Annotated in this window: 21 protein-coding genes; 12 read left to right on the top strand and 9 right to left on the bottom strand. The window is 66.0% G+C overall.

Annotated features, from left to right (window positions below; all coding sequences use genetic code 11):
- Positions 1-24: 24 nt before the first annotated feature.
- The 3 genes from proC to HDIA_RS17690 form a co-directional block, all read right to left on the bottom strand.
- On the bottom strand, positions 25-843 hold the full coding sequence (gene proC / locus HDIA_RS17680) for a pyrroline-5-carboxylate reductase (protein WP_099557366.1): 819 nt from the start codon (positions 841-843) through the stop codon (positions 25-27).
- A 101-nt stretch (positions 844-944) separates the two neighbouring features.
- Positions 945-1,445 carry a type III secretion system chaperone family protein gene (locus HDIA_RS17685; protein ID WP_099557367.1) on the bottom strand — a complete coding sequence of 167 codons (501 nt, stop codon included), beginning with the start codon at positions 1,443-1,445 and terminating at the stop codon, positions 945-947.
- 472 nt (positions 1,446-1,917) lie between these two features.
- Entirely contained in the window at positions 1,918-2,241 is a 324-nt protein-coding gene (locus HDIA_RS17690; protein ID WP_099557368.1) for an accessory factor UbiK family protein, read from the bottom strand.
- 239 nt (positions 2,242-2,480) lie between these two features.
- Between HDIA_RS17690 and lgt the strand changes: the two genes are divergently transcribed.
- The 7 genes from lgt to HDIA_RS17725 all read left to right on the top strand — a co-directional run bounded on the left by lgt (position 2,481) and on the right by HDIA_RS17725 (position 8,798).
- Positions 2,481-3,416, top strand: coding sequence for a prolipoprotein diacylglyceryl transferase (gene lgt, locus HDIA_RS17695; protein ID WP_099558982.1), 936 nt, complete (start codon positions 2,481-2,483; stop codon positions 3,414-3,416).
- Entirely contained in the window at positions 3,413-4,468 is a 1,056-nt protein-coding gene (locus tag HDIA_RS17700) for a class I SAM-dependent methyltransferase (RefSeq protein ID WP_099557369.1), read from the top strand. The genes lgt and HDIA_RS17700 overlap by 4 nt, the downstream gene beginning before the upstream one ends.
- Positions 4,469-4,572: 104 nt before the next feature.
- Positions 4,573-4,854 carry a YrhK family protein gene (locus HDIA_RS17705; RefSeq protein WP_099557370.1) on the top strand — a complete coding sequence of 94 codons (282 nt, stop codon included), beginning with the start codon at positions 4,573-4,575 and terminating at the stop codon, positions 4,852-4,854.
- A 173-nt stretch (positions 4,855-5,027) separates the two neighbouring features.
- Positions 5,028-5,798, top strand: a complete 771-nt coding sequence (pgeF, locus tag HDIA_RS17710) for a peptidoglycan editing factor PgeF (protein ID WP_099557371.1) — start codon at positions 5,028-5,030, stop codon at positions 5,796-5,798.
- 13 nt (positions 5,799-5,811) lie between these two features.
- Complete coding sequence (locus HDIA_RS17715; protein ID WP_099557372.1) at positions 5,812-6,963, top strand: M24 family metallopeptidase; 1,152 nt, start codon at positions 5,812-5,814, stop codon at positions 6,961-6,963.
- Positions 6,964-7,049: 86 nt separating this feature from the next.
- A complete protein-coding gene (locus HDIA_RS17720; protein WP_099557373.1) occupies positions 7,050-7,661 on the top strand; it encodes a hypothetical protein in 612 nt (203 codons plus the stop codon).
- Between the two features lie 204 nt (positions 7,662-7,865).
- Positions 7,866-8,798 carry a ribose-phosphate pyrophosphokinase gene (locus tag HDIA_RS17725; RefSeq protein WP_099557374.1) on the top strand — a complete coding sequence of 311 codons (933 nt, stop codon included), beginning with the start codon at positions 7,866-7,868 and terminating at the stop codon, positions 8,796-8,798.
- 71 nt (positions 8,799-8,869) lie between these two features.
- On the opposite strand, the gene HDIA_RS17730 is transcribed toward HDIA_RS17725, so the two are convergent.
- Both HDIA_RS17730 and HDIA_RS17735 read right to left on the bottom strand, forming a co-directional pair.
- The gene (locus tag HDIA_RS17730; protein ID WP_099557375.1) at positions 8,870-10,084 is read right to left on the bottom strand and encodes an MFS transporter; all 1,215 of its coding nucleotides are present in this window, start codon (positions 10,082-10,084) and stop codon (positions 8,870-8,872) included.
- 68 nt (positions 10,085-10,152) lie between these two features.
- The gene (locus HDIA_RS17735; RefSeq protein ID WP_099557376.1) at positions 10,153-10,776 is read right to left on the bottom strand and encodes a TetR/AcrR family transcriptional regulator; all 624 of its coding nucleotides are present in this window, start codon (positions 10,774-10,776) and stop codon (positions 10,153-10,155) included.
- 284 nt (positions 10,777-11,060) lie between these two features.
- Between HDIA_RS17735 and HDIA_RS17740 the strand changes: the two genes are divergently transcribed.
- The 3 genes from HDIA_RS17740 to ychF all read left to right on the top strand — a co-directional run bounded on the left by HDIA_RS17740 (position 11,061) and on the right by ychF (position 13,685).
- A complete protein-coding gene (locus HDIA_RS17740) occupies positions 11,061-11,669 on the top strand; it encodes a 50S ribosomal protein L25/general stress protein Ctc (protein ID WP_099557377.1) in 609 nt (202 codons plus the stop codon).
- A 91-nt stretch (positions 11,670-11,760) separates the two neighbouring features.
- Positions 11,761-12,486 (top strand): aminoacyl-tRNA hydrolase, encoded by a 726-nt coding sequence (gene pth, locus HDIA_RS17745; RefSeq protein ID WP_099557378.1) that lies wholly within the window; start codon positions 11,761-11,763, stop codon positions 12,484-12,486.
- A 104-nt stretch (positions 12,487-12,590) separates the two neighbouring features.
- On the top strand, positions 12,591-13,685 hold the full coding sequence (gene ychF, locus HDIA_RS17750; protein WP_099557379.1) for a redox-regulated ATPase YchF: 1,095 nt from the start codon (positions 12,591-12,593) through the stop codon (positions 13,683-13,685).
- 21 nt (positions 13,686-13,706) lie between these two features.
- Here ychF and HDIA_RS17755 read toward each other — a convergent pair whose 3' ends face one another.
- Entirely contained in the window at positions 13,707-14,732 is a 1,026-nt protein-coding gene (locus tag HDIA_RS17755; protein ID WP_099557380.1) for a protein-methionine-sulfoxide reductase heme-binding subunit MsrQ, read from the bottom strand.
- A 237-nt stretch (positions 14,733-14,969) separates the two neighbouring features.
- Between HDIA_RS17755 and HDIA_RS17760 the strand changes: the two genes are divergently transcribed.
- Positions 14,970-15,878, top strand: a complete 909-nt coding sequence (locus tag HDIA_RS17760; RefSeq protein ID WP_099557381.1) for a hypothetical protein — start codon at positions 14,970-14,972, stop codon at positions 15,876-15,878.
- A gap of 14 nt (positions 15,879-15,892) precedes the next feature.
- Here the strand turns inward: HDIA_RS17760 and HDIA_RS17765 are convergent, their stop codons facing one another.
- Positions 15,893-16,657: an SDR family NAD(P)-dependent oxidoreductase gene (locus HDIA_RS17765; protein ID WP_099558983.1), complete on the bottom strand. Its 765-nt coding sequence runs from the start codon at positions 16,655-16,657 to the stop codon at positions 15,893-15,895.
- A gap of 161 nt (positions 16,658-16,818) precedes the next feature.
- On the opposite strand from HDIA_RS17765, the gene HDIA_RS17770 reads away from it, so the two are divergent.
- The gene (locus HDIA_RS17770; RefSeq protein WP_099557382.1) at positions 16,819-17,577 is read left to right on the top strand and encodes a sulfotransferase-like domain-containing protein; all 759 of its coding nucleotides are present in this window, start codon (positions 16,819-16,821) and stop codon (positions 17,575-17,577) included.
- A gap of 11 nt (positions 17,578-17,588) precedes the next feature.
- On the opposite strand, the gene HDIA_RS17775 is transcribed toward HDIA_RS17770, so the two are convergent.
- Together HDIA_RS17775 and HDIA_RS17780 are read right to left on the bottom strand one after the other, a co-directional pair.
- Positions 17,589-18,467 (bottom strand): alpha/beta fold hydrolase, encoded by an 879-nt coding sequence (locus HDIA_RS17775; protein ID WP_245883942.1) that lies wholly within the window; start codon positions 18,465-18,467, stop codon positions 17,589-17,591.
- Positions 18,468-18,671: 204 nt separating this feature from the next.
- Positions 18,672-19,058 carry a VOC family protein gene (locus HDIA_RS17780; RefSeq protein WP_099557383.1) on the bottom strand — a complete coding sequence of 129 codons (387 nt, stop codon included), beginning with the start codon at positions 19,056-19,058 and terminating at the stop codon, positions 18,672-18,674.
- Positions 19,059-19,160: the final 102 nt, after the last annotated feature.

The raw sequence follows: 19,160 nt of genomic DNA on the forward strand, positions 1-19,160 counted from the left end.
AGATAGGCTCTTTGCCCCGGCTTTTCACCCCGCAAGCTCGCGCGAGCGCGCCGTGGCGGCGGCAACCGCCTTTTCCATCAACGGCTTCATGCCGCCCTCGCCCATCAGCACCTGAAGCGCGGCAAAGGTGGTGCCGTTCGGCGAGGTGACGTTCTGGCGCAAGGTCGCCGGGTCGAGCGGGGAAAGGCGCAGGAGTTCGCCGGCCCCGACGACCGTCTGGCGGGCAAGTCTGGCGGCAAGCTCGTCCGGCAGCCCCGCAGCCCGGCCGGCTTCCGCCAGCACCTCGGCCATCAGGAAGACATAGGCCGGACCGGAGCCCGAAACGCCGGTGACCGCGTCGATCAGTGCCTCGTCGTCGATCCATGCCGTCTCGCCGACGGCGCTCATCAGCGCGGTGACGAGAGCCCGGCCCTCCTCGCCGACCTTGTCGTTGCCGACGCAGACCGACATGCCGCGCCCGACCTGAGCGGGTGTATTCGGCATCACTCGGACGATAGCGGCCGCGCCGAGTCCGGCTTCCAGTGCCGCAAGCGTGGTGCCGGCGGCGACCGAAACGACCAATGTTTCCGGACCGAAGATCGGACGGACCTCGGCCAGCACCTCCGCCATCATCTGCGGCTTGACGGCGAGGATGACGACGGCCGGCACGACGGAGACCTCGCCCGCCCGGGCCACATGGGTCGCCCCGCGCGCAAGATAGTCCTTGAGGTGATCGCCGGCACCGGGGTCGACCAGCGTCACGCCCGCCGGGGCGAGGCCCTGTTCCAGCCAGCCGTCGAGCATCGCCGAGCCCATCTTGCCGGCACCGACGAGGACGAGGGGAGAAGCGGCGGCAAGCGACATGACAGGGCTCCAGGCAGAGTGCGGGATAAAAGAAAAAGGCCCCCGCCGGATGGCGGAGGCCTCTTGGATAAACGCAAATCTTGCGGGCGGCAATTGGCCGGTCAGGCCTCGCCGACGGTCTCGATCATGGCCATTTCCAGCGCCTCGCGGGCGGTCTTGCCGGCCCAGACGACGAACTGGAATGCCTGGTAGAAACGCTCGCAGCTGTCCAGCGCCATCTCCAGCATGCGGGCGATCTGCTCGTCGCTCGCCTCCAGGCAACCGGCCAGCAGCAGGCCGTGGCGGTACATGATCACGCCCTCGTCCTGCCAGAGATCGAAGTGGCCGATCCAAAGCTGCTCGTTAACGAGCGAAAGAAGACGCACGACCTCGGTGCGGCGCGCTTCCAGCACTTTGATGTCGAAGGCGCAGGCCAGATGCAGCGATTCCAGTTCCTCCATCCAGGTGAAGGAGATGTGGTAATCGCACCAGTGGCCGGCGACGGAAACGGTAATCTCGTCCTCGCCCGAGCGCTCGAAGGCCCAATCGTTATGGGCGGCGATCAACTCGATGCTGTCGACGGGATTGGCTGGACGTTCGGCATGGAAATCGATGAGGGTCATGGAGACCTCCGAGGTTGCGACGTGCCGTTCTCCTGTCGGCCCGAAGGTCCGCCAGAAGCTTCTCGATGACCGAATGCGACCAGCCGGCGCCAGCAACGCGCACGGCCATCACACCCGGTCTGCGGCCAAAGAAACAAGGTCGATCAGCGACCCGCCCCTGGCCCTTCGGCCACTTTCCCGCTCCCCGGAAAACCCGGCTCGCGGAACTCGCAGTATTCCCTCATGCACATCGGCCTTCTCTCGCCCGAAAGGGCGGAATGCCTTCTGACAAGGCCACGGTCCGACGCGCGAATCCCGAACATGTCGTCGACTATAGGACGGGGCGAGGACTTTAAGAATGGTTAACGAATTGCAAAATGCATCACCGCCGGGGAAAGAATGTCAAAAACGAAGCATGGTGACAATTTCATCACAACGGTCGGACTGCATTCCGCATACTCATTGGCGGCCGCCCGAAGAGCCGCGCAATCGATCAGTCGTCGGCCTTTGCGGCCTTGGTCGTCTTCGCCCTGGCCGCCTTCTTCGGCGCGCCGGCGCCGCCTTCTGCCTCTTCGAGACGGGCCTCAAGCTCGGCGACCCGCCCGTTCAGGCGGTCGATCTCGGCCAGCGCCTTGGCGGCAAGCTCGCGGACGATCTCCACGTCTTCCTTGCGCGCGAGATCCATTTCCGAGGCGATCCGCTCGCCCTGGGCCCGGAACATCGTCGTCATTTCACGCTGGGCGCCCTGGGCAACGCCCGCGGCATCCTGCATCAGTTTGGCGAATTCCTCGAAGAGACGCCCCTGTGTCTGGCTCATCGCTCACCTTCCCTGAAGTCCGTCCTGTAAAGAGCCGTTGCCGGGCCCCTTCCCTGACCTTCAAGATGGTCCGCTCGCCGGATGCATGCAAGGCTCTATTCGGACAAGACGCCGGACCGCCATTGTCGGCGGCGCCTTGCCCCGCCCTTCCGCCTCGCTTCGGACATGATGGCAGGCGATGGACCGAAGGGAGATTCCGTCGGCCACCGATCCGGCCTATAAGGCCCGTGCACCGCGCCATGGCCTGCGGACGATCGCCACCATTTGAGCCAGAGAAAGCCCGCACATTGCTCTTTGCCCTGCCCTTTCCCGCCATCGGCCCCGATCTCCTGACCGTCGGTCCGTTCGATGTCGGCGGCTTTTCCCTCGGCCCCTTCGCGCTGCGCTGGTATGCGCTCGCCTACATCGTCGGGCTCGTCTTCGGCTGGTGGTATCTGCGCAAGATGGTGCGCACCGACCGGCTCTGGGCGGGCCTCAGCCGTCCGGGCGAGATCGAGATCGACGACCTCCTGGTGTGGATGACCTTCGGCGTCGTTCTCGGCGGGCGGATCGGCTACGTGCTCTTCTATGACCTCGACGTCTACCTCGCCAATCCGATCGAGATCCTGAAGACATGGAACGGCGGCATGTCCTTCCATGGCGGCCTTGCCGGAACCGCCGTGGCGATGATGCTGTTTGCCCGCAAGCACGGCCTGCGCATCCGCACGCTCTTCGACCTGTCCGCCGCCGCGGTGCCCGTTGGCCTCGGTCTCGGGCGTATCGCCAACTTCATCAACGGCGAGCTTTACGGGCGCGTCAGCGATGTGCCCTGGGCGATCGTCTTTCCCAATGGCGGCGACCTGCCGCGCCATCCGAGCCAGCTCTACGAGGCCGGCCTTGAGGGTATCGTGCTCATGGCGGTGCTGACGGTGCTGGTCTGGAAGCGGCAGGCGCTCGCCCGCCCCGGCCTCGTCACCGGCGTCTTCGGCATCGGCTACGGCCTCGCACGCATCATCGTGGAAAACTATCGCATGCCCGACGCGCAACTCGGCTACCTCGCCTTCGACACCATCACCATGGGGATGGTGCTCTCCGTGCCGATGATCCTCATCGGTCTTGCCTTCATCCTGGCGGCCCCCAGGGCCCCGGCAACGGACGCGAGCAACGCCGCGGCAAAGGCGGGCGAAGCGCAATGACGACGGCGCTCGGGCGGCGCATCGCGGGCCTCATCCGGGCCGGCGGACCGATGTCGGTGGCCGACTACATGGCCCTTTGCCTCGGCGATCCGGCCGAGGGCTACTACATGCGCCGCGATCCCTTCGGGGCAAAGGGCGACTTCATCACGGCACCCGAGGTGAGCCAGATGTTCGGCGAACTCGTCGGCGTCTGGTGCCTGATGCGCTGGATCGAGATGGGCGAGCCGGCGAGCGTGGCCCTCGTCGAACTCGGGCCGGGTCGCGGTACGCTGATGGCCGACCTTCTGCGGGCCGCCGGGTCGAGGTCCGCCTTCCGGCAGGCGCTCACCGTGCATCTGGTCGAAATGAGCCCGCATCTGAAAAAAAGGCAGTCGGAAACCCTCAACGGCGCCGATCCCATCTGGCATGACGGCGTCGCCACCCTGCCGGACGGCCCCCTCATCGTCGTCGCCAATGAATTTTTCGACGCCCTGCCCGTCCGCCAGTTCGTCAGGACGGAAAAGGGCTGGCATGAGCGGGTCGTCGGCCTTGCGGGCGATAACGAGACGCTGGCCTTCGGGCTGGGCACCGGCCTGCCCGATCCGTCAGAGATTCCGCCCGGCGCGGACGCCGCCCCTCCCGGCAGCATTTTCGAGACCTGCCGCCCGGGCGCGGCGATCATGACGGACCTTGCGGGCCGCATCGCTCGCCATGGCGGCGCGCTGCTCGCCATCGACTACGGCCACGCAAAAAGCGCCGTCGGCGAGACGCTGCAGGCGATGAAGGCACATCGCTATGTCGATCCGCTGACCGAACCGGGTAAGGCCGACCTCACCGCCCACGTCGACTTCGAAACGCTGGCAAAAGCGGCGGAAGGCGCGGGCGCAAGGGTCGAGCCCGTCCAGACGCAAGGCGACTTCCTGCTCTCGCTCGGGCTTCTGGAACGGGCGGGGCGGCTCGGCGCCTGCAAGGACACGGCAACACAGGAAACGATCCGCGCGGCGGTGGAGCGTCTGGCCGGCCCCGATCAGATGGGAACGCTCTTCAAGGTGCTGCAGGTCCGGGATCGTTGAAGCCGCGGAGCCACCGACCGGCCCGCTGTCGCGGTTGACCGCACCGGGCAGTCCCCCGAGAACGACCTGTCGTCACCGGCCTTTCACGAGATGAGGAGCGCGTCATGCAACTGTTCCACCCCGATCGCCAGCGGCGCTACCAGAATGACACGAAGACCTATGCCATCTTCGAACTTGCCTACACCAGCGTCGATCTTGCCGCTGCGATCCTGTTCATCGTGGGCTCGGTGATGTTCTTCTATCAGGCGTATCAGACACCGGGCACCTGGTGCTTTCTCGTCGGCTCGATCTTCTTCGCGATGAAGCCGACCTTGCGCATCACCCGCGAGTTTTTCTACCTGCACGACGGCGATTACGACGACCTCGCCAGGCGGCTCAAGGAATAGACCGTGGGCGGTACTGCGCAGCGGGTCCGAAGCCCTGAGCCTCCGGCCCGGCACTCGCGAAAGGCAGGCACCGGGCGTTCGGAAATCTTTTCGCCGCGCTCCTGCCGCTGCCCTTTGACAGGCCGTACATTCCCCGCCAACATCCGCCCGACTTTTCGCCAGGGTGATTTGCAATGATCGTGCAGTCTGAAGAGCTTGCCGCCCTGCCGGGCATCCGGCACGGCTTCTTCACGCGGCAGGGCGGGGTTTCCGACGGCATCTACGGCTCGCTGAATACGGGGCTCGGCTCAAGCGATGAGCGAGAGAAGGTCGTAGAGAATCGCGCCCGCATCGCTCGGGAACTCGGGGTCGAGCCGCAAAAACTCGTCTCGGCTTACCAGATTCACAGCCCCGACTGCCTCGTGGTGACGACGCCCTGGAGCCCCGAGGACAACCCGAAGGCCGACGCGCTGGTGACGAAGACGCCCGGCATCGCCGTCGGCGCCTCCTCGGCCGACTGCGGCCCGATCCTTTTTGCCGATCCCAAGGCCCGCGTCGTCGGCGCCGCCCATTCGGGCTGGAAAGGCGCTTTCACCGGCGTTCTGGAATCGGCTGTTGAAACCATGGAAACCGAAGGGGCCGACCGCGCCGCCATCGTCGCCGTCATCGGCCCGATGATTTCGGCGGCGGCCTATGAGGTCGGACCGGAGTTCGTCGCCCGCTTCGAGGAGCAGGATGCGGACAACGGCCGCTTCTTTTCTCCCTCCGAGCGGCCCGGTCATGCGATGTTCGACCTGCCGGGCTATATCGAGATGCGCCTTGCCCGCGCGAGCGTCGGCACCGTCGTCAACCTCAGGCTCTGCACCTATTCCGATCCCGCGCGCTTCTATTCCTATCGCCGCATGACCCATCGCGGCGAGGCGGACTATGGCCGGCACCTGTCGGCCATTGCTCTCGTCGACTGACCGGATTGACACCATGGCCCTTCACTTCGACCGCTCCGAGTTCGAGGCCCGCCAGGAGGCACTCGCAACCGCGATGGCCGACCGCAAGATCGACGCCATGCTGCTCTTCGCGCAGGAGAGCATGTACTGGCTGACCGGCTACGACACCTTCGGCTTCTGCTTCTTCCAGTGTCTCGTCTTCACCAAGGACAAATCCCTCGTCCTCCTGACCCGCGCGCCGGACCTGCGGCAGGCGAGGCAGACCTCGATCATCGACGACATTCGCCTGTGGATCGACCGCGGCGAGGCGAGCCCGGTCGGACAGCTCAAGGATCTCCTCGACGGCCTCGATCTCCTCGGCGCCCGGCTCGGCATCGAATACGACACCCATGGCCTGACCGCGAAGAACGGACGTGCCGTCGACGACGCGCTGAAGACCTTCGCGGACCTTGAGGACGCCTCGGACATCGTTCCCTCGCTGCGCGTCATAAAGTCGCCGGCCGAGATCGCCTTTGCCCGCGAGGCCGGACGGCTCGCCGATCTCGCCTTCACCGCCGGCATGGCCGAAATCGGCCCCGGTGCCGACGAAGGGCACATCCTCGCCGCCATGCAGGGCGCCGTCTTCGAGGCCGGCGGCGACTATCCCGGCAACGAATTCATCATCGGGTCCGCCGAGGACGCACTGCTCTGCCGCAGCAAGGCCGGCCGGCGCAAGCTCGATGCGCAGGACCAGCTGACCCTCGAATTCGCCGGGACATGGCGCCATTATCATGCGGCCCTGATGCGCACCGTCATCATCGGCAAGCCGACGGAGCGCCATCTGGAACTCCATGCCGCCGCCCGCGAGGCGCTGGAGGCGGTGGAGGAGATCCTGCAGCCCGGCAACGACTTCGGCGACGTCTTCGAGGCGCATGCGAGGGTGATGGACGAGCACGGCCTGATGCAGCACCGGTTCAACGCCTGCGGCTATTCGCTCGGCGCCCGCTTTGCGCCGAGCTGGATGGACTGGCCGATGTTCTATCGCGGCAACAAGGCGCCGATCCGCCCGTCCATGACCCTCTTCGCCCACATGATTCTCGCCGATTCCGCGACCGGAACGGCGATGACCCTCGGGCGCACCTATCTGACGACGGAAGGCGCGCCGGAGCCACTTTCTGCTCTTTCTCTGGATTTGCCGGTGGTCTGAGGCCCCCGGCGCTTGGACAGAGCCGCGAATGTGTCTATGAGAATGCGCAAGACGCATCAGGAAAGCCCGGAGCAAGGACAGCATTGATGACGCAAGGACGGCCGACGCCCGCATCGCCCACCCGACGCCAGCTCTTGACCTCGCTCGGCTTCGCCGCATCCGCCGGCTTCCTCGCGGGCTGCCAGACCCGCAAGCCCGCCTCGGCCTCCAACGCCGGCAGCGCGGCGGGGGCGACGATCCCTGCTCCGCCGACGGCGACCCAGCCGCAGGCCGCACCCGTGCAGGGCACGCAGGCGACGTTCCGCTTCGACCCGCTGATCGGCGTGCCGGCCGACAAGGCCGACCGCCTTGCCGCCGCCATCGGCGAAAAGGCCCGTGCCCGCGGCCTGCCGCTCGTGCGCCGCAACGATCCGACCGCCACCTATCGCGTGCTCGGCTCGCTTTCGGCCGTCGGCGACAACCAGGGCACCACCGTCTCCTATGTCTGGGACGTGCTCGACACCAGCAACCGCCGCCTGCGCCGCATCTCCGGTTTCGAGCTTTCCGGCGATGCCTCGGGCGATCCGTGGTCCGGCGTCACCACCACCACGATCGACGCCATCGCCGCCCGCACCGTCGAGGCGCTTGCCGCCTGGATCAATCTTCAGGCGCCGGCGACGACCGTCCAGCTCGATCCGAGTGCCGGCCAGCAAATCTGACCGCCCATCCGAACTTTACCGAGCCGGTTCAGTATAACGGGTGGAAGATATTTACAGGGCCGCGGACTGGCTGATAAAAGGCGCCGCAATTGACTGGGGGCTCTGGACAACTGCAAGAGCGGCCCGGCACCCGCCGGACCCTGACGTCGCCTTGATCATGCGCCGCTCCATGGACAAAAAGTGATTTCACGAGGATAGAAGCGCATGAAGCTCGTTTCCGGCAATTCCAACCGCGCCCTGGCCGAACAGATTGCCGATTACCTTGACTCCGACCTGACCCGCTGCACCGTCCGCCGGTTCGCCGATCAGGAAATCTTCGTCGAAATCCAGGAAAATGTCCGCGGCGCCGACGTCTTCGTCATCCAGTCGACGAGCTTTCCGGCCAACGACAACCTGATGGAGCTGCTGATCCTCGTCGATGCGCTGCGCCGCTCCTCCGCCCGCCGCATCACGGCGGTGCTGCCCTACTTCGGATATGCCCGTCAGGACCGCCGCGCCGCCGGCCGCACGCCGATCTCGGCCAAGCTCGTCGCCAACCTGATCACCCATGCCGGCGTCGACCGCGTCCTGACGCTGGACCTTCACGCCGGCCAAATCCAGGGCTTCTTCGACATCCCGACCGACAACCTCTATGCCGCGCCGGTGCTGACCCGTGACATCAAGGAGCGCTACAAGCTTGACAACACGGTGATCGTCTCGCCGGACGTCGGCGGCGTCGTGCGCGCCCGCGCCATCGCCAAGCGCATCGATTCGCCGCTCGCCATCGTCGACAAGCGCCGCGAGCGCCCGGGCGAGTCGGAGGTCATGAACATCATCGGCTCGGTCGAGGGACGCGACTGCATCCTCGTCGACGACATCGTCGATTCGGGCGGCACGCTCTGCAACGCCGCCGAGGCCCTGCTCGACAAGGGCGCGACCTCGGTGACGGCCTACATCACCCATGGCGTGCTGTCCGGCGGCGCCGTCGCCCGCATCTCCTCGTCGAAGCTCAAGGAACTGGTGATCACCAACTCCATCGAGCCGACGACGGCGATCAACGACGCCCACAATATCCGCGCCATCTCTGTCGCCCCGCTGATCGGCGAGGCCATCAACCGGACCTTCAACGAGCAGTCGGTGTCGAGCCTCTTCGACTGATCGCCGTCCCAAGTCAGCAAAAAAGGCCCAGACATCGCTCCGGGCCTTTTTCTTAGTTGCGGCATTGCGTCTCAGTCGCCGCGCCCTTCCGTGAGGAAATAGACGAGCGCCAGGACAGGCAGCGCCAGCCCGAGCATCGAGGCCGTCATCCAGCCTCCGGTGGCATAGGCCCAGGCCCCGACGGCCGATCCGATGGCGCCGCCGGTGAAGAAGGTCGCCATGTAGATCCCGTTGAGACGCGCCCGAAGATGCGCGCCGAGCGAATAGATCGCCCGCTGGCCGATGACCAGCGTCGTCGTGACGCCGAAGTCGAGCAGGATGGCCGCGAAGGTGAGAAGGCCGAGCGCCAGCGCTGAACCTTCCTCGGCGAAATGGCTGATGAGGAAGGAGACTGCGACGGACAACAGGCCCATGGCGGTGGCCGGCCGCCCCAGATCCCGGTCGGCAAGCCGCCCGGCGATCGGCGAGGCGATGGCACCCGCGACACCCGCAAGCGCGAAAAGCGCGATCCCGGCCTGCGTCAGGCCGTAGGCGGGCCCGGCGAGATAAAGCGGCGTCACCGTCCAGAACAGGCTGAAGGCGGCGAACTGGAAGGCCTGGTAGCCGGCCCGGCGGCGCAGCACCGGATGCGTCCGCACCAGCGTTCCCATGGAGCCGAGGAGGCGGGCATAGCTGAGGCGCGTTTCCGGATGACGGTCCGGCAACGTGCGGGCAAGCACCGTGGCAAGGCCGATCATCGCGGCGGCGGAGACGAAGAAGACCACATGCCAGGACGAGACCCGCGCGATGAAGCTCGCCGCGGGCCGGGCCAGCATGATGCCGATCATCAGGCCGCTCATGACGTTGCCGACGACGCGGCCACGCGACGCTTCAGGTGCCAGATGCGCCGCGAAGGGCACAATCATCTGCACCGCGACCGAACTCATGCCGATGGCGAGCGAGGCCGCAAGAAATGGCCCCGGCGAGCTCGACAGTCCGGCCGCCACCAGCGAAAGCGTCACGATGCCGATCATGGTGAGGATCAGCCGGCGGTTTTCCAGGAGGTCGGCCAGCGGCACGACCAGCAGCAACCCGACACCGTAGCCGATCTGGCCCAGCGTCACGATGAGGCCCGTCGCCTCGACGGGGAGCCCGATGGACTCCGCGATCGGACCGGCGAGCGGCTGCGAATAGTAGAGATTGGCGGCGATCAGGCCGCAGGCGGCGGCCATGACGAAGGACGCGAGAGCCGAAATGCCTTCCTCACGGGACGGAGCGATGGGCTCCGCCGCTGCATTTGATGTCATGGGATGCTCCAGGGAGGCGGCCGGGACGCCGCCAGATAATCGTGAACGAAATGGATGACGTTTCTCGTTCAGTCGAGAAGGCGCATGGCGGTCTCTACAACCGCTTCGGCGTCAGTGTCTTGAAGGCCCGTCTTGCCGAGAACGCGAAGGCCCTGTCCAAGACTGAGAAGCGTGCGCGCGACCGGCTCCGGATCGATGGCGGGCGAGATGGACCCATCGCCCTGCCCCTCGCGGATCAGATCGGCGAGGAAGGAAAGATTGCGCAGAAGGGCCGAGGCCACCGTCCGCGCCGCCTCTTCGTTGAGCAGGGCAAGTTCCGTCGCGCCGGCAACCACGAGACAGCCGCGCCGCCCGCTTTCGCCGACGGACGCCTCGGCATAGTAGGAGAGCAGCCGGCGGACCTTGTCCCGCCCGGTCTTGCCCTTGCCCACGGCCGCCTGCAACACACCGTCGCGCACCGTCTTGTAGCGCTCGAAGGCGGCGAGAAAGATCGCGAGCTTGTCGGGAAACGCCTTGTAGAGGCTGCCCGAGGCAAGCCCCATCGCGGCCTTGAGCTCGGCGATGGAGGCGCCCTGATAGCCGCGCTCGGCAAAGACCACGATCGCCCGGTCGAGCGCCGCGTCGACGTCGAATTCACGCGGCCGGCCACGAAGGCGGGCACCGGATTTCGCAAGGTCTGCAGTCAGGGACATGGGAGGACACAGAATTAGGGAACGATCGATCCCTAATTAGGAGGAGCCGGCGCCAACGTCAAGGCGCCACCCCGGCAAAGCGGTCACAATAACGGGAGGCAGCGCACCGGCACCGCGTCTTCGGCGGGCTCAATCCCGGATTTCCGCCATTTTGCCATTGTGATCGGACCCAAGATCGCCTATAAGCCCGCCAACCCGGTTTACACCCCTGGAGGAAACTGGGCGATGTCGTTTGGAAAAACGGCATTTTTCCCGAAATTCTCTCAATTATGAGGAGACCACCGATGGCTCAGACCTATGAGCTTTCTGCGTCGGTGCGCGAGCGGGTCGGCAAGGGGGCCGCGCGTGCACTTCGTCGCGAAGGACTGATTCCGGCCGTGATCTACGGCGACAAGCAGCCGGCCCTGTCGATTGCGATCAACGCAAAGGACGCCACGCTCCGCCTGCACGGCGGCGGCTTCCTGACCCACACCGCCCTGATCGAGGTTGGCGGCGAGAAGATCAACGTGATCGCTCGCGACTACCAGCTCGACCCGGTCAAGGACACGCTTGTCCACGTCGACTTCCTTCGCGTTTCGGCCTCATCGAAGATCACCGTCGATGTTCCGGTCCACTTCCTGAACCAGGAAACCTGCCCGGGCATCAAGCGCGGCGGCGTGCTCAACATCGTGCGCCACGAAGTCGAGATGGAAGTCTCGGCCAACGCGATCCCCGAGTTCATCGAGCTGGATCTGGCCGGCGCCGACGTTGGCGACTCGCTCCACATCTCGGCCGTGAAGCTGCCGAAGGGCGCCAAGCCGACGATCACCGACCGTGACTTCACGATCGCCACGATCGCCGCTCCCGCCGGCCTGAAGTCGGAAGAGAACAAGGCCGAGGCCGAGGCCGAGTAAGGCACTCGACCTTCCCCATGCCATCGTCGCCGCCGCCATTCGCGGCGGCGATTTGCTTTGTGAACCCTCCCCCAGGATCGGAGCAATCCCGATGCTGCTGATCGCAGGTCTTGGAAATCCCGGCGGCAAATATGCCGGCAACCGCCACAACATCGGCTTCATGGCCGTGGACCGGTTGCACGACGCCCATGGCTTCGGCCCCTGGCGGCAGAAGTTCCAGGCGGAGATTTCCGAAGGCACGATCGCCGGTGAGCGCGTCCTTCTCATGAAGCCGCTCACCTACATGAACGAGTCGGGTCGCGCCGTCGGCGAGGCCGCGCGCTTTCACAAGATTCCGCTGAAGGAGATCATCGTCATCCACGACGAGCTCGATCTTCCCTCCGGCAAGATGCGCGTGAAGACCGGCGGCGGCCATGGCGGCCACAACGGCCTCAAGTCGCTCGACGCCCATCTCGGCAAGGAGTATCGCCGCATTCGTCTGGGGATCGGCCATCCGGGCGACAAGGCGCTGGTCCACAACCACGTTCTCGGCGATTTCGCCAAGGCCGACCAGACATGGCTCGGCCCGCTTCTGGACGCGATTTCCGACAACGCCGCGCTGCTGGTCAAAGGCGAGGACGAGAGCTTTGCCAGCAAGGTGCATCTGGCGACAGCACCCGCCAAGGCGCCGAAGGCAAAGGCGAATGCCGGCGCAAAGCCCTCCGCCGCATCGATACCCTCAACCGAAACGCAGCAACCGGCGGACAAGAATTCCATGACCTCCATTCTCCGGGGCCTTCTCGCCAACAAGCCGAAGAGCCGCAAGCCGCGGTTTTGATCCGGCAATGGTTGCCTTTGCGCGGCGCGCGTCCTCTTGACCTGCCGCCTCCCCTGCCGCAAAAAGCCGGCACATTTTCGAACCAGCAGAAAGATTGAGTTCCCATGGGCTTCAAGTGCGGCATCGTCGGGCTTCCGAACGTCGGTAAATCGACGCTCTTCAACGCGCTGACCAAGACGGCGGCGGCCCAGGCGGCGAACTACCCCTTCTGCACCATCGAGCCCAACACCGGCGACGTGGCGGTGCCCGATCCGCGCCTGTGGAAGATCGCGGGGGCGGCCAAGTCCGCCAACATCGTGCCAACGCGCCTCACCTTCGTCGACATCGCCGGCCTCGTGCGCGGCGCGTCCAAGGGCGAAGGCCTCGGCAACCAGTTTCTCGCCAACATCCGCGAATGCGACGCCATCGCCCATGTGCTGCGCTGCTTCGAGGACGGCGACATCACCCACGTGGAAGGCCGCGTCGACCCGATCGCCGACGCCGAAACCATCGAGACCGAGCTGATGCTCGCCGATCTTGAGAGCCTGGAACGCCGCGTGTTGCCGCTGCGCAAGCGCGCGCAGGGCGGCGACAAGGAAGCCAAGGAGCAGGTCGAGCTGATGGACGGCGCGCTGGCGCTCTTGCAGGAGGGCAAGCCCGCCCGCCTCTACGACGTGCCGAAGGGCCAGGAAAAGGCCTTCGAAATGCTGAACCTGCTGTCCTCCAAGCCGATCCTCTACGTCTGCAACGTGGAAGAGGAATCGGCGGCGACGGGCAACGCGCATTCGGCCCGCGTTTTCGAGAAGGCGAAGGCCGAAGGCGCCGAGGCCGTGGTGATCTCGGCGGCCATCGAGGCGGAAATCGCCCAGCTGCCGGCCGAGGAACAGGCCGAATACATGGAGGCGATCGGGCTGGAGGAGCCTGGCCTCGACCGGCTGATCCGCGCCGGTTACCACCTGCTCGGTCTCATCACCTATTTCACGGCAGGTCCGAAGGAAGCCCGTGCCTGGACGATCACGCAGGGCACCAAGGCCCCGCAGGCCGCCGGCGTCATCCACACCGACTTCGAGCGCGGCTTCATCCGCGCCCAGACGATCGCCTATGACGATTTCGTCACGCTCGGGGAAGTCGGCGCCAAGGAAGCCGGCAAGGCCCGCGACGAAGGCAAGGAATACGTCGTCCACGACGGCGACGTGATGCTGTTCAAGTTCAACACGTAAGGAAGACGGCGGCGGGCTCCGTCAGCCTGCCGCCATCGCCGGTCGTGCGCGCCCGCGCGGCCCCTGTTGCCGTCCGAACCAGTATGACAGCGCGCCGGCGCCAAGCGAGCCGGAAATTGCGTAGATCACCACCCAGGCCGAGGGCCTGAGGCCGACCGAGGGATCGAGGTTGGCGGCGAGCACCCGCCAGGGATCGACGCCCGTCGCCGCCGCATACCAGAGTGCCTCGGCGAGTGCCGTCGCCGGCCCGGAGAGCACCGCGACAAGCAGCGCGGTCGGCAATGTGGCCGGAAGCCCGAGCTTGAGCGCAAGCCGCAAGCCCATCAGGAAGAGGAACAGTCCGGCATAGAAGGCCGGTATGCTGGCATCGATCTTCACCTGCATGAAATAATGAACGAGGCCCAGCGCCGCGATCGGATAGATGAGGCTGTGCAGCCGCGTCCAGTTCCGCCCCATGCGCCGGATCATGCCGTCTGTCGAGGTGACGCCGAGCGCGGCGAGCCCGAAGATCGCGATGATGCCGATGGTCAGATAGATCCGCTTGACGATCTCGCTCGCCACATTGACGAGATTGAAATTCTGGTCGGCGATATAGAGGCCGAGGTGGACGAGGACGTAGAAGAGCGTCGCAAGGCCGAGCATGCGCCGGACGCTCAGAAGCTTCGACCAGCGCCCGAAGCGGCGCAGCGGCGTCACCGTCAGCGTCAGGAGCAGGAAGCGGATGGTCCAGTCGCCAGCGATGTGGATCGCCTCCGTGTAGGGCCTGGGCCCGAGCGCGCCGAGGAAAGGATCGAGCCCCGGCCCTCCGACGGCGGGACCGGGCAACGCGGGTCCAGGCAAAGCAGGCCCCGGCAGGGCCGGTCCCAGGAGCGCCGGCCCCGGCAAGGCAGGACCGCCGACACCGGCCACCGTTCCGCCCCCCGGCCCGAAGCTGCGCCACAGCGCAACCGCCAGCAGCACCGCAGGCACCAGCGTCGCCGCGAAGACAATGGCTTTGAGCCAGGAGAAACGGCCAGCGCGGTCGCGCCACGGTCGCGGCAAGTGCATGAAAACCCCAGTTGTTCGAAATTCCATCAACGAGCCTGCACCATAGCCGATTGAACGGGCGAGCCAGATTCACAGATTTTCACGATCACGGGAAGAACGCGCGATCAGAACGCCACCGCGGAGCGCCGGAAAGCGGTCATGGCCGTCCATGCTCAGGACAACGGGAGATTTGGCCGTTGCCAAGTCTCGCCCGACCTGCCGAAATATGGCGGGGACTTTCAGCGGGGTGGGCAATCCATGCGGATCATCGTGCTTGTTCTGGCAATTCTCGGTGCGATTTCGGTTCCGGCCCATGCCGAAGACGATCCGATGGAGGTCCAGCGCTGCGTCTGGCGCTGCCTCGCCAATTCGAGGGGTGCCGACGATCCGGCCTACCATGCCTGTGTCGATCGGATGTGCAGCGACGGTCCGGCCGAGCCGAGAGCGCAGGCGCCTGCCTCGCGCTGGCAGGATGCGCCCGTCACGCCGAAAACCAGCCGGCGGCTGCAGCCCGCCATCGTTCCGGGCAAGCCTTTTGTCACCGAGCAGGCTCCGCCGGATTACGCGCAGCCGCGTGCCCAAGAGCCGTCCTACGAGCCCCCGGCCGCCGCGTATGGCAGTACCGGGCGCTGGACCTACGGCTATCATCCGGTTCTCGGCCGGGCCGCCTATATCCAGCTCGGCCGTGAAGCCTACGGTCTTGCCTGCAACGACGGCGCCGGCCCGGCGACCTATGCCGCCGCGGCCATCCGCATGACGCCGGGGCTCGTTCCGACCGCAACGCAGCCCATGGGTGCGGTGTCGGTCTTTGCCGAGCCCTATGGCTTCGGCGGGGCAATGTCGATGTACCGCTCCAAGCACGGCTACCTTCAGGAGCAGGGCGACTACTGCGGCCTGCCCGTCGACCAGTTCATGCAGTCGAGAGCCCTCCTCTACATCCGCGACAAGTTCGTCAGCATTCACGCGGAGGGCAACGTCGGCGTCACGGACATCGAGCAGGACGGCGAGCGCGTGTCTCTGGCCTCCGATGCCGATCTGTGGCGGTTGAGGAACCCGATCGCCATCCCGCTCACCGGCTCCAGCGCGGCAATCCGGCGGCTCGTCGCCGAATGCCCGATGCTGCGCCGGCAGGTGTCGGAAGGGTGCGACCCGGCGGAATTCGACTGAAAGCCCGAGGACCCTCAGTCAGCGACCGCGACCGTATAGTTGAGCGCCATGCGCCCGCCGTCCGGGAAGATCGTCTGACCCGTGAGATAGGACGAATCCGTGCTGGCAAGGAACACCGCGCAGGAGGCGACCTCCTCCGGCTCGCCGCAGCGGCCGATGGGCGTGCGGGCGAGGATCTTCTTGCGTGCCGCCTCGCTGGACAGCACGACATCGCGGGCAAGCTCGGTGAGGATCGTGCCGGGGCCGATGGCGTTCACGCGGATGCCGTAGGGCGCCAACGAGATCGCCATGACCTTGGTGAGCTGCTGGATACCGCCCTTGGAGACGCAATAGGGCACCTGGTCGGGGATCGCGAGGATGCTGTTCACCGACGACATGTTGATAATGGTGCCGCCCTCGCCCTGCTCGCGCATCTGGCGGCCCGCCGCCTGACCGCAGAGAAACTGCGACTTGAGGTTCACCCGGATCACGCGGTCGAAGTCCTCTTCCTTGACGTCGAGGAATTCGTTGGCGCTGGTGATGCCGGCGTTGTTGACGAGGATGTCGACCCGGCCGAAGACCTCGACGGTGCGCGCGATCAGGGCATCGGCGTCCGCCTTGAGGCCCGCGTCGGCGGCAAAGGACGCGGTGTCGAGGGTGGCCGCGGCCGCCTTCAGCTTCTCCTCGTTGATGTCCGACATCATCACCTTGGCGCCTTCGGCGAGAAAGCGCTCCGCGCAGGCAAGGCCGATGCCCTGCGCGGCGCCTGTGATGATGGCAACCTTGTCCTTGAGCCGCATGTCCAGCATCCCTCTTCGATGGGGCGTCAATCAATTCGGGCCCATTGATTTCGCGGATCGTGCTGCACCGCAAGAGGTTTCTGAGAGCGGGTGGAAAACTGCTTGCGAAGCCTGCCGCCGCTCTGCCAAGACAGGACGAAAGAACACGGAAAGGCCCGCCGATGACCGCCCCCGCCGACACCGCCGTCCGCATCGCCATGTGGTCGGGTCCGCGCAACATCTCCACCGCGATGATGCGCTCCTTCGGCGCAAGGACCGACTGCCACGTGGTCGACGAGCCCTTCTATGCGCTCTACCTGGAGCGGACCGGCATCGTCCACCCGATGCGCGAGGAGATCCTCGCCTCCCAGAAGACCGATCCGGACGCAGTCATCGCCGACCTGATGGGACCGCTGCCGGCCGGCAAGACCGTCTTCTACCAGAAGCACATGACCCACCACATGCTGCCCGGCATCGACCTGGCGTGGACGCAAAGGGTCCAGAACGCCTTCCTGATCCGCAGGCCGGAGGATGTGCTCGCCTCCTATGTCCAGAAGCGCGAGGAGGTCAGTCTGGAGGAAATCGGCTTCCGCCAGCAGGCCGAGATCTTCGACCGTGTCGCCGACAGGCTCGGCAAGGCGCCGCCGGTCATCGAGGGCAATGATGTCCTGAAGGACCCGGCGAAGACCCTGGCGCTGCTTTGCACAGGCGTCGGCATTCCCTTCGATCCGGCCATGCTGTCGTGGGAACCCGGCCGGCGCGACACCGACGGCATCTGGGCGCCGCACTGGTATCACGCGGTGGAAGCCTCCACCGGCTTCGGCCCGCCCCGCGAGGGGATCGACGCGAGCGCCCTGCCGGATCACCTGCGCGCCATCGCCGACGCGGCACGTCCCTATTACGAAACGCTCGCCGCCCACGCGCTGAGACCGCAGGACTGAGCCATGGCCCGTCAGCTTCGGGCCGACGCCACCTTGTTGCCCGGCGCGCCGGACAGGCTGTCCAGGAAATCGAGAACGGTCGCGGAGTAGATCTCGGGATTTTCCATCGGCGCTGAATGACCCGCGTCCGGCATGACGATCAACCGGGCGTCCGGGATCGTTTCGGCCAGATGCCGCGTGTGGCGATGCGAGATCACCCGGTCGTTGGCGCCGATGACGATGGCCGTCGGCACATGGATCGAACCGAGTTCGGCGTCGGTGAAATTCGGTTCGTTGGCCCAGAGCGCCTCGATCTCGTGCGCGACCTTGTGATAGTGGCGAAGTTCCGGAACGGGCTTGCCCTCCTTCGCCGCGCGCCGGTTGGCCATGACGCCTTCGGGCGTCGCGTTGGCGGCCTGCGCGAAGAGCGCCGTCAGGCGTTCGGGGTGATGGATGGCGATGTCCAGACCGATGATGCCGCCGTCGCTCCAGCCGACCAGCGCGACCTTCCGGAAGCCGAGCGTGTCGAGGAGTGCCAGCGTGTCGCTCGCCATCAGGTCATAGGTGATCGGCTTGCGCGTGCGCGTCGACTGCCCCTGCCCCCGGCTGTCGGCAAGGATGACCGTATGGTCGCGGGCGAGCGTCGCGATCTCGCCGGAAAACGCCTTGGAACTGGAAAGTCCGCCGTGCAGCAGCAGGATCGGGCTGCCGTGGCCGTAGACGGCATAATACATCTTGATGCCGTTGACCTTCGCAAAGCCGGCTCTGTCGAGCACCGGCCCGCGCGGACGGACCTTCATGTGGACACCGGCGGACACGACCAGCGCGACGGCGAAAGACACCGCGAGCGCCCTGGTGAGCGGCGCGCGGCCGATGGACCGCAACCATGTCTGAAGACGGGCATGACGCAAGCCTGCGAACTCCGGCAAAGCGCGAACCGAGCGCCGGCACCCTCTCTCCGGTCCGCAGCCAAGGACCGGGAAAGACTGCCGCAATCGCAAAAAAGTCCGTGTTCCAAGAGACCCTTGGACGAGGATAGCCGAAATTCTCTAGCACATCCGCTCAGGAATGCGTGGTCCAACGCGGATCAAATTCCGCTGATCGGGCCCGGCAGATCAGCCCTCCGACGAGGTGACCCAGCCGACAACCGCGCCCGAAGCGTCCTTGACGATGGCGATGCGCCCGACGCCGGGCACGTCGAAGGCCGGCCGCTTGATCTCGCCGCCCGCCGCCTCGACCAGGGCGAGCCGGGCGTCGATGTCGTCGACCTCGATGAAGGTGAACCAGTGCGCGGGAATGCCGTCGAACTGCGGGCTCTGCAGCTGATAGAGCCCGCCGACGCGGGTCTCGCCCGACATGATGATCCAGTAGATGCCGCCGTCCGGGTCTTCCATCGGCATCGACTGGTAGGTCCAGCCGAGGGTATCCGCATAGAAGTCCTTGGCCGCATCGACGTCCCAGGTTTCCAGTTCGGTCCACACGACGGTTCCGTGCTGCGGCATGAGATGTCTCCCGGATCGTTGGGCGGTTCGGTATGGCGCCGCCTTTTGGTTGATCGGCCAAGACTATGCACGGATGGTGGCAGTGGTGCGACAGCGATTGAG

Source organism: Hartmannibacter diazotrophicus (assembly GCF_900231165.1).
Classification (GTDB): Bacteria; Pseudomonadota; Alphaproteobacteria; order Rhizobiales; family Pleomorphomonadaceae; genus Hartmannibacter; species Hartmannibacter diazotrophicus.

Bases quoted from the DNA above. Each gene is read 5' to 3' on its own strand.
- HDIA_RS17780 (WP_099557383.1), bottom strand. From the start codon at position 19,058: ATGCCGCAGCACGGAACCGTCGTGTGGACCGAACTGGAAACCTGGGAC.
- HDIA_RS17705 (WP_099557370.1), top strand. From the start codon at position 4,573: ATGCAACTGTTCCACCCCGATCGCCAGCGGCGCTACCAGAATGACACG.
- HDIA_RS17735 (WP_099557376.1), bottom strand. From the start codon at position 10,776: ATGTCCCTGACTGCAGACCTTGCGAAATCCGGTGCCCGCCTTCGTGGC.
- HDIA_RS17740 (WP_099557377.1), top strand. From the start codon at position 11,061: ATGGCTCAGACCTATGAGCTTTCTGCGTCGGTGCGCGAGCGGGTCGGC.
- HDIA_RS17700 (WP_099557369.1), top strand. From the start codon at position 3,413: ATGACGACGGCGCTCGGGCGGCGCATCGCGGGCCTCATCCGGGCCGGC.
- HDIA_RS17720 (WP_099557373.1), top strand. From the start codon at position 7,050: ATGACGCAAGGACGGCCGACGCCCGCATCGCCCACCCGACGCCAGCTC.
- pgeF (WP_099557371.1), top strand. From the start codon at position 5,028: ATGATCGTGCAGTCTGAAGAGCTTGCCGCCCTGCCGGGCATCCGGCAC.
- HDIA_RS17715 (WP_099557372.1), top strand. From the start codon at position 5,812: ATGGCCCTTCACTTCGACCGCTCCGAGTTCGAGGCCCGCCAGGAGGCA.
- HDIA_RS17725 (WP_099557374.1), top strand. From the start codon at position 7,866: ATGAAGCTCGTTTCCGGCAATTCCAACCGCGCCCTGGCCGAACAGATT.
- lgt (WP_099558982.1), top strand. From the start codon at position 2,481: ATGGCCTGCGGACGATCGCCACCATTTGAGCCAGAGAAAGCCCGCACA.
- HDIA_RS17755 (WP_099557380.1), bottom strand. From the start codon at position 14,732: ATGCACTTGCCGCGACCGTGGCGCGACCGCGCTGGCCGTTTCTCCTGG.
- pth (WP_099557378.1), top strand. From the start codon at position 11,761: ATGCTGCTGATCGCAGGTCTTGGAAATCCCGGCGGCAAATATGCCGGC.
- HDIA_RS17730 (WP_099557375.1), bottom strand. From the start codon at position 10,084: ATGACATCAAATGCAGCGGCGGAGCCCATCGCTCCGTCCCGTGAGGAA.
- HDIA_RS17690 (WP_099557368.1), bottom strand. From the start codon at position 2,241: ATGAGCCAGACACAGGGGCGTCTCTTCGAGGAATTCGCCAAACTGATG.
- proC (WP_099557366.1), bottom strand. From the start codon at position 843: ATGTCGCTTGCCGCCGCTTCTCCCCTCGTCCTCGTCGGTGCCGGCAAG.
- ychF (WP_099557379.1), top strand. From the start codon at position 12,591: ATGGGCTTCAAGTGCGGCATCGTCGGGCTTCCGAACGTCGGTAAATCG.
- HDIA_RS17760 (WP_099557381.1), top strand. From the start codon at position 14,970: ATGCGGATCATCGTGCTTGTTCTGGCAATTCTCGGTGCGATTTCGGTT.
- HDIA_RS17770 (WP_099557382.1), top strand. From the start codon at position 16,819: ATGACCGCCCCCGCCGACACCGCCGTCCGCATCGCCATGTGGTCGGGT.
- HDIA_RS17685 (WP_099557367.1), bottom strand. From the start codon at position 1,445: ATGACCCTCATCGATTTCCATGCCGAACGTCCAGCCAATCCCGTCGAC.
- HDIA_RS17765 (WP_099558983.1), bottom strand. From the start codon at position 16,657: ATGCGGCTCAAGGACAAGGTTGCCATCATCACAGGCGCCGCGCAGGGC.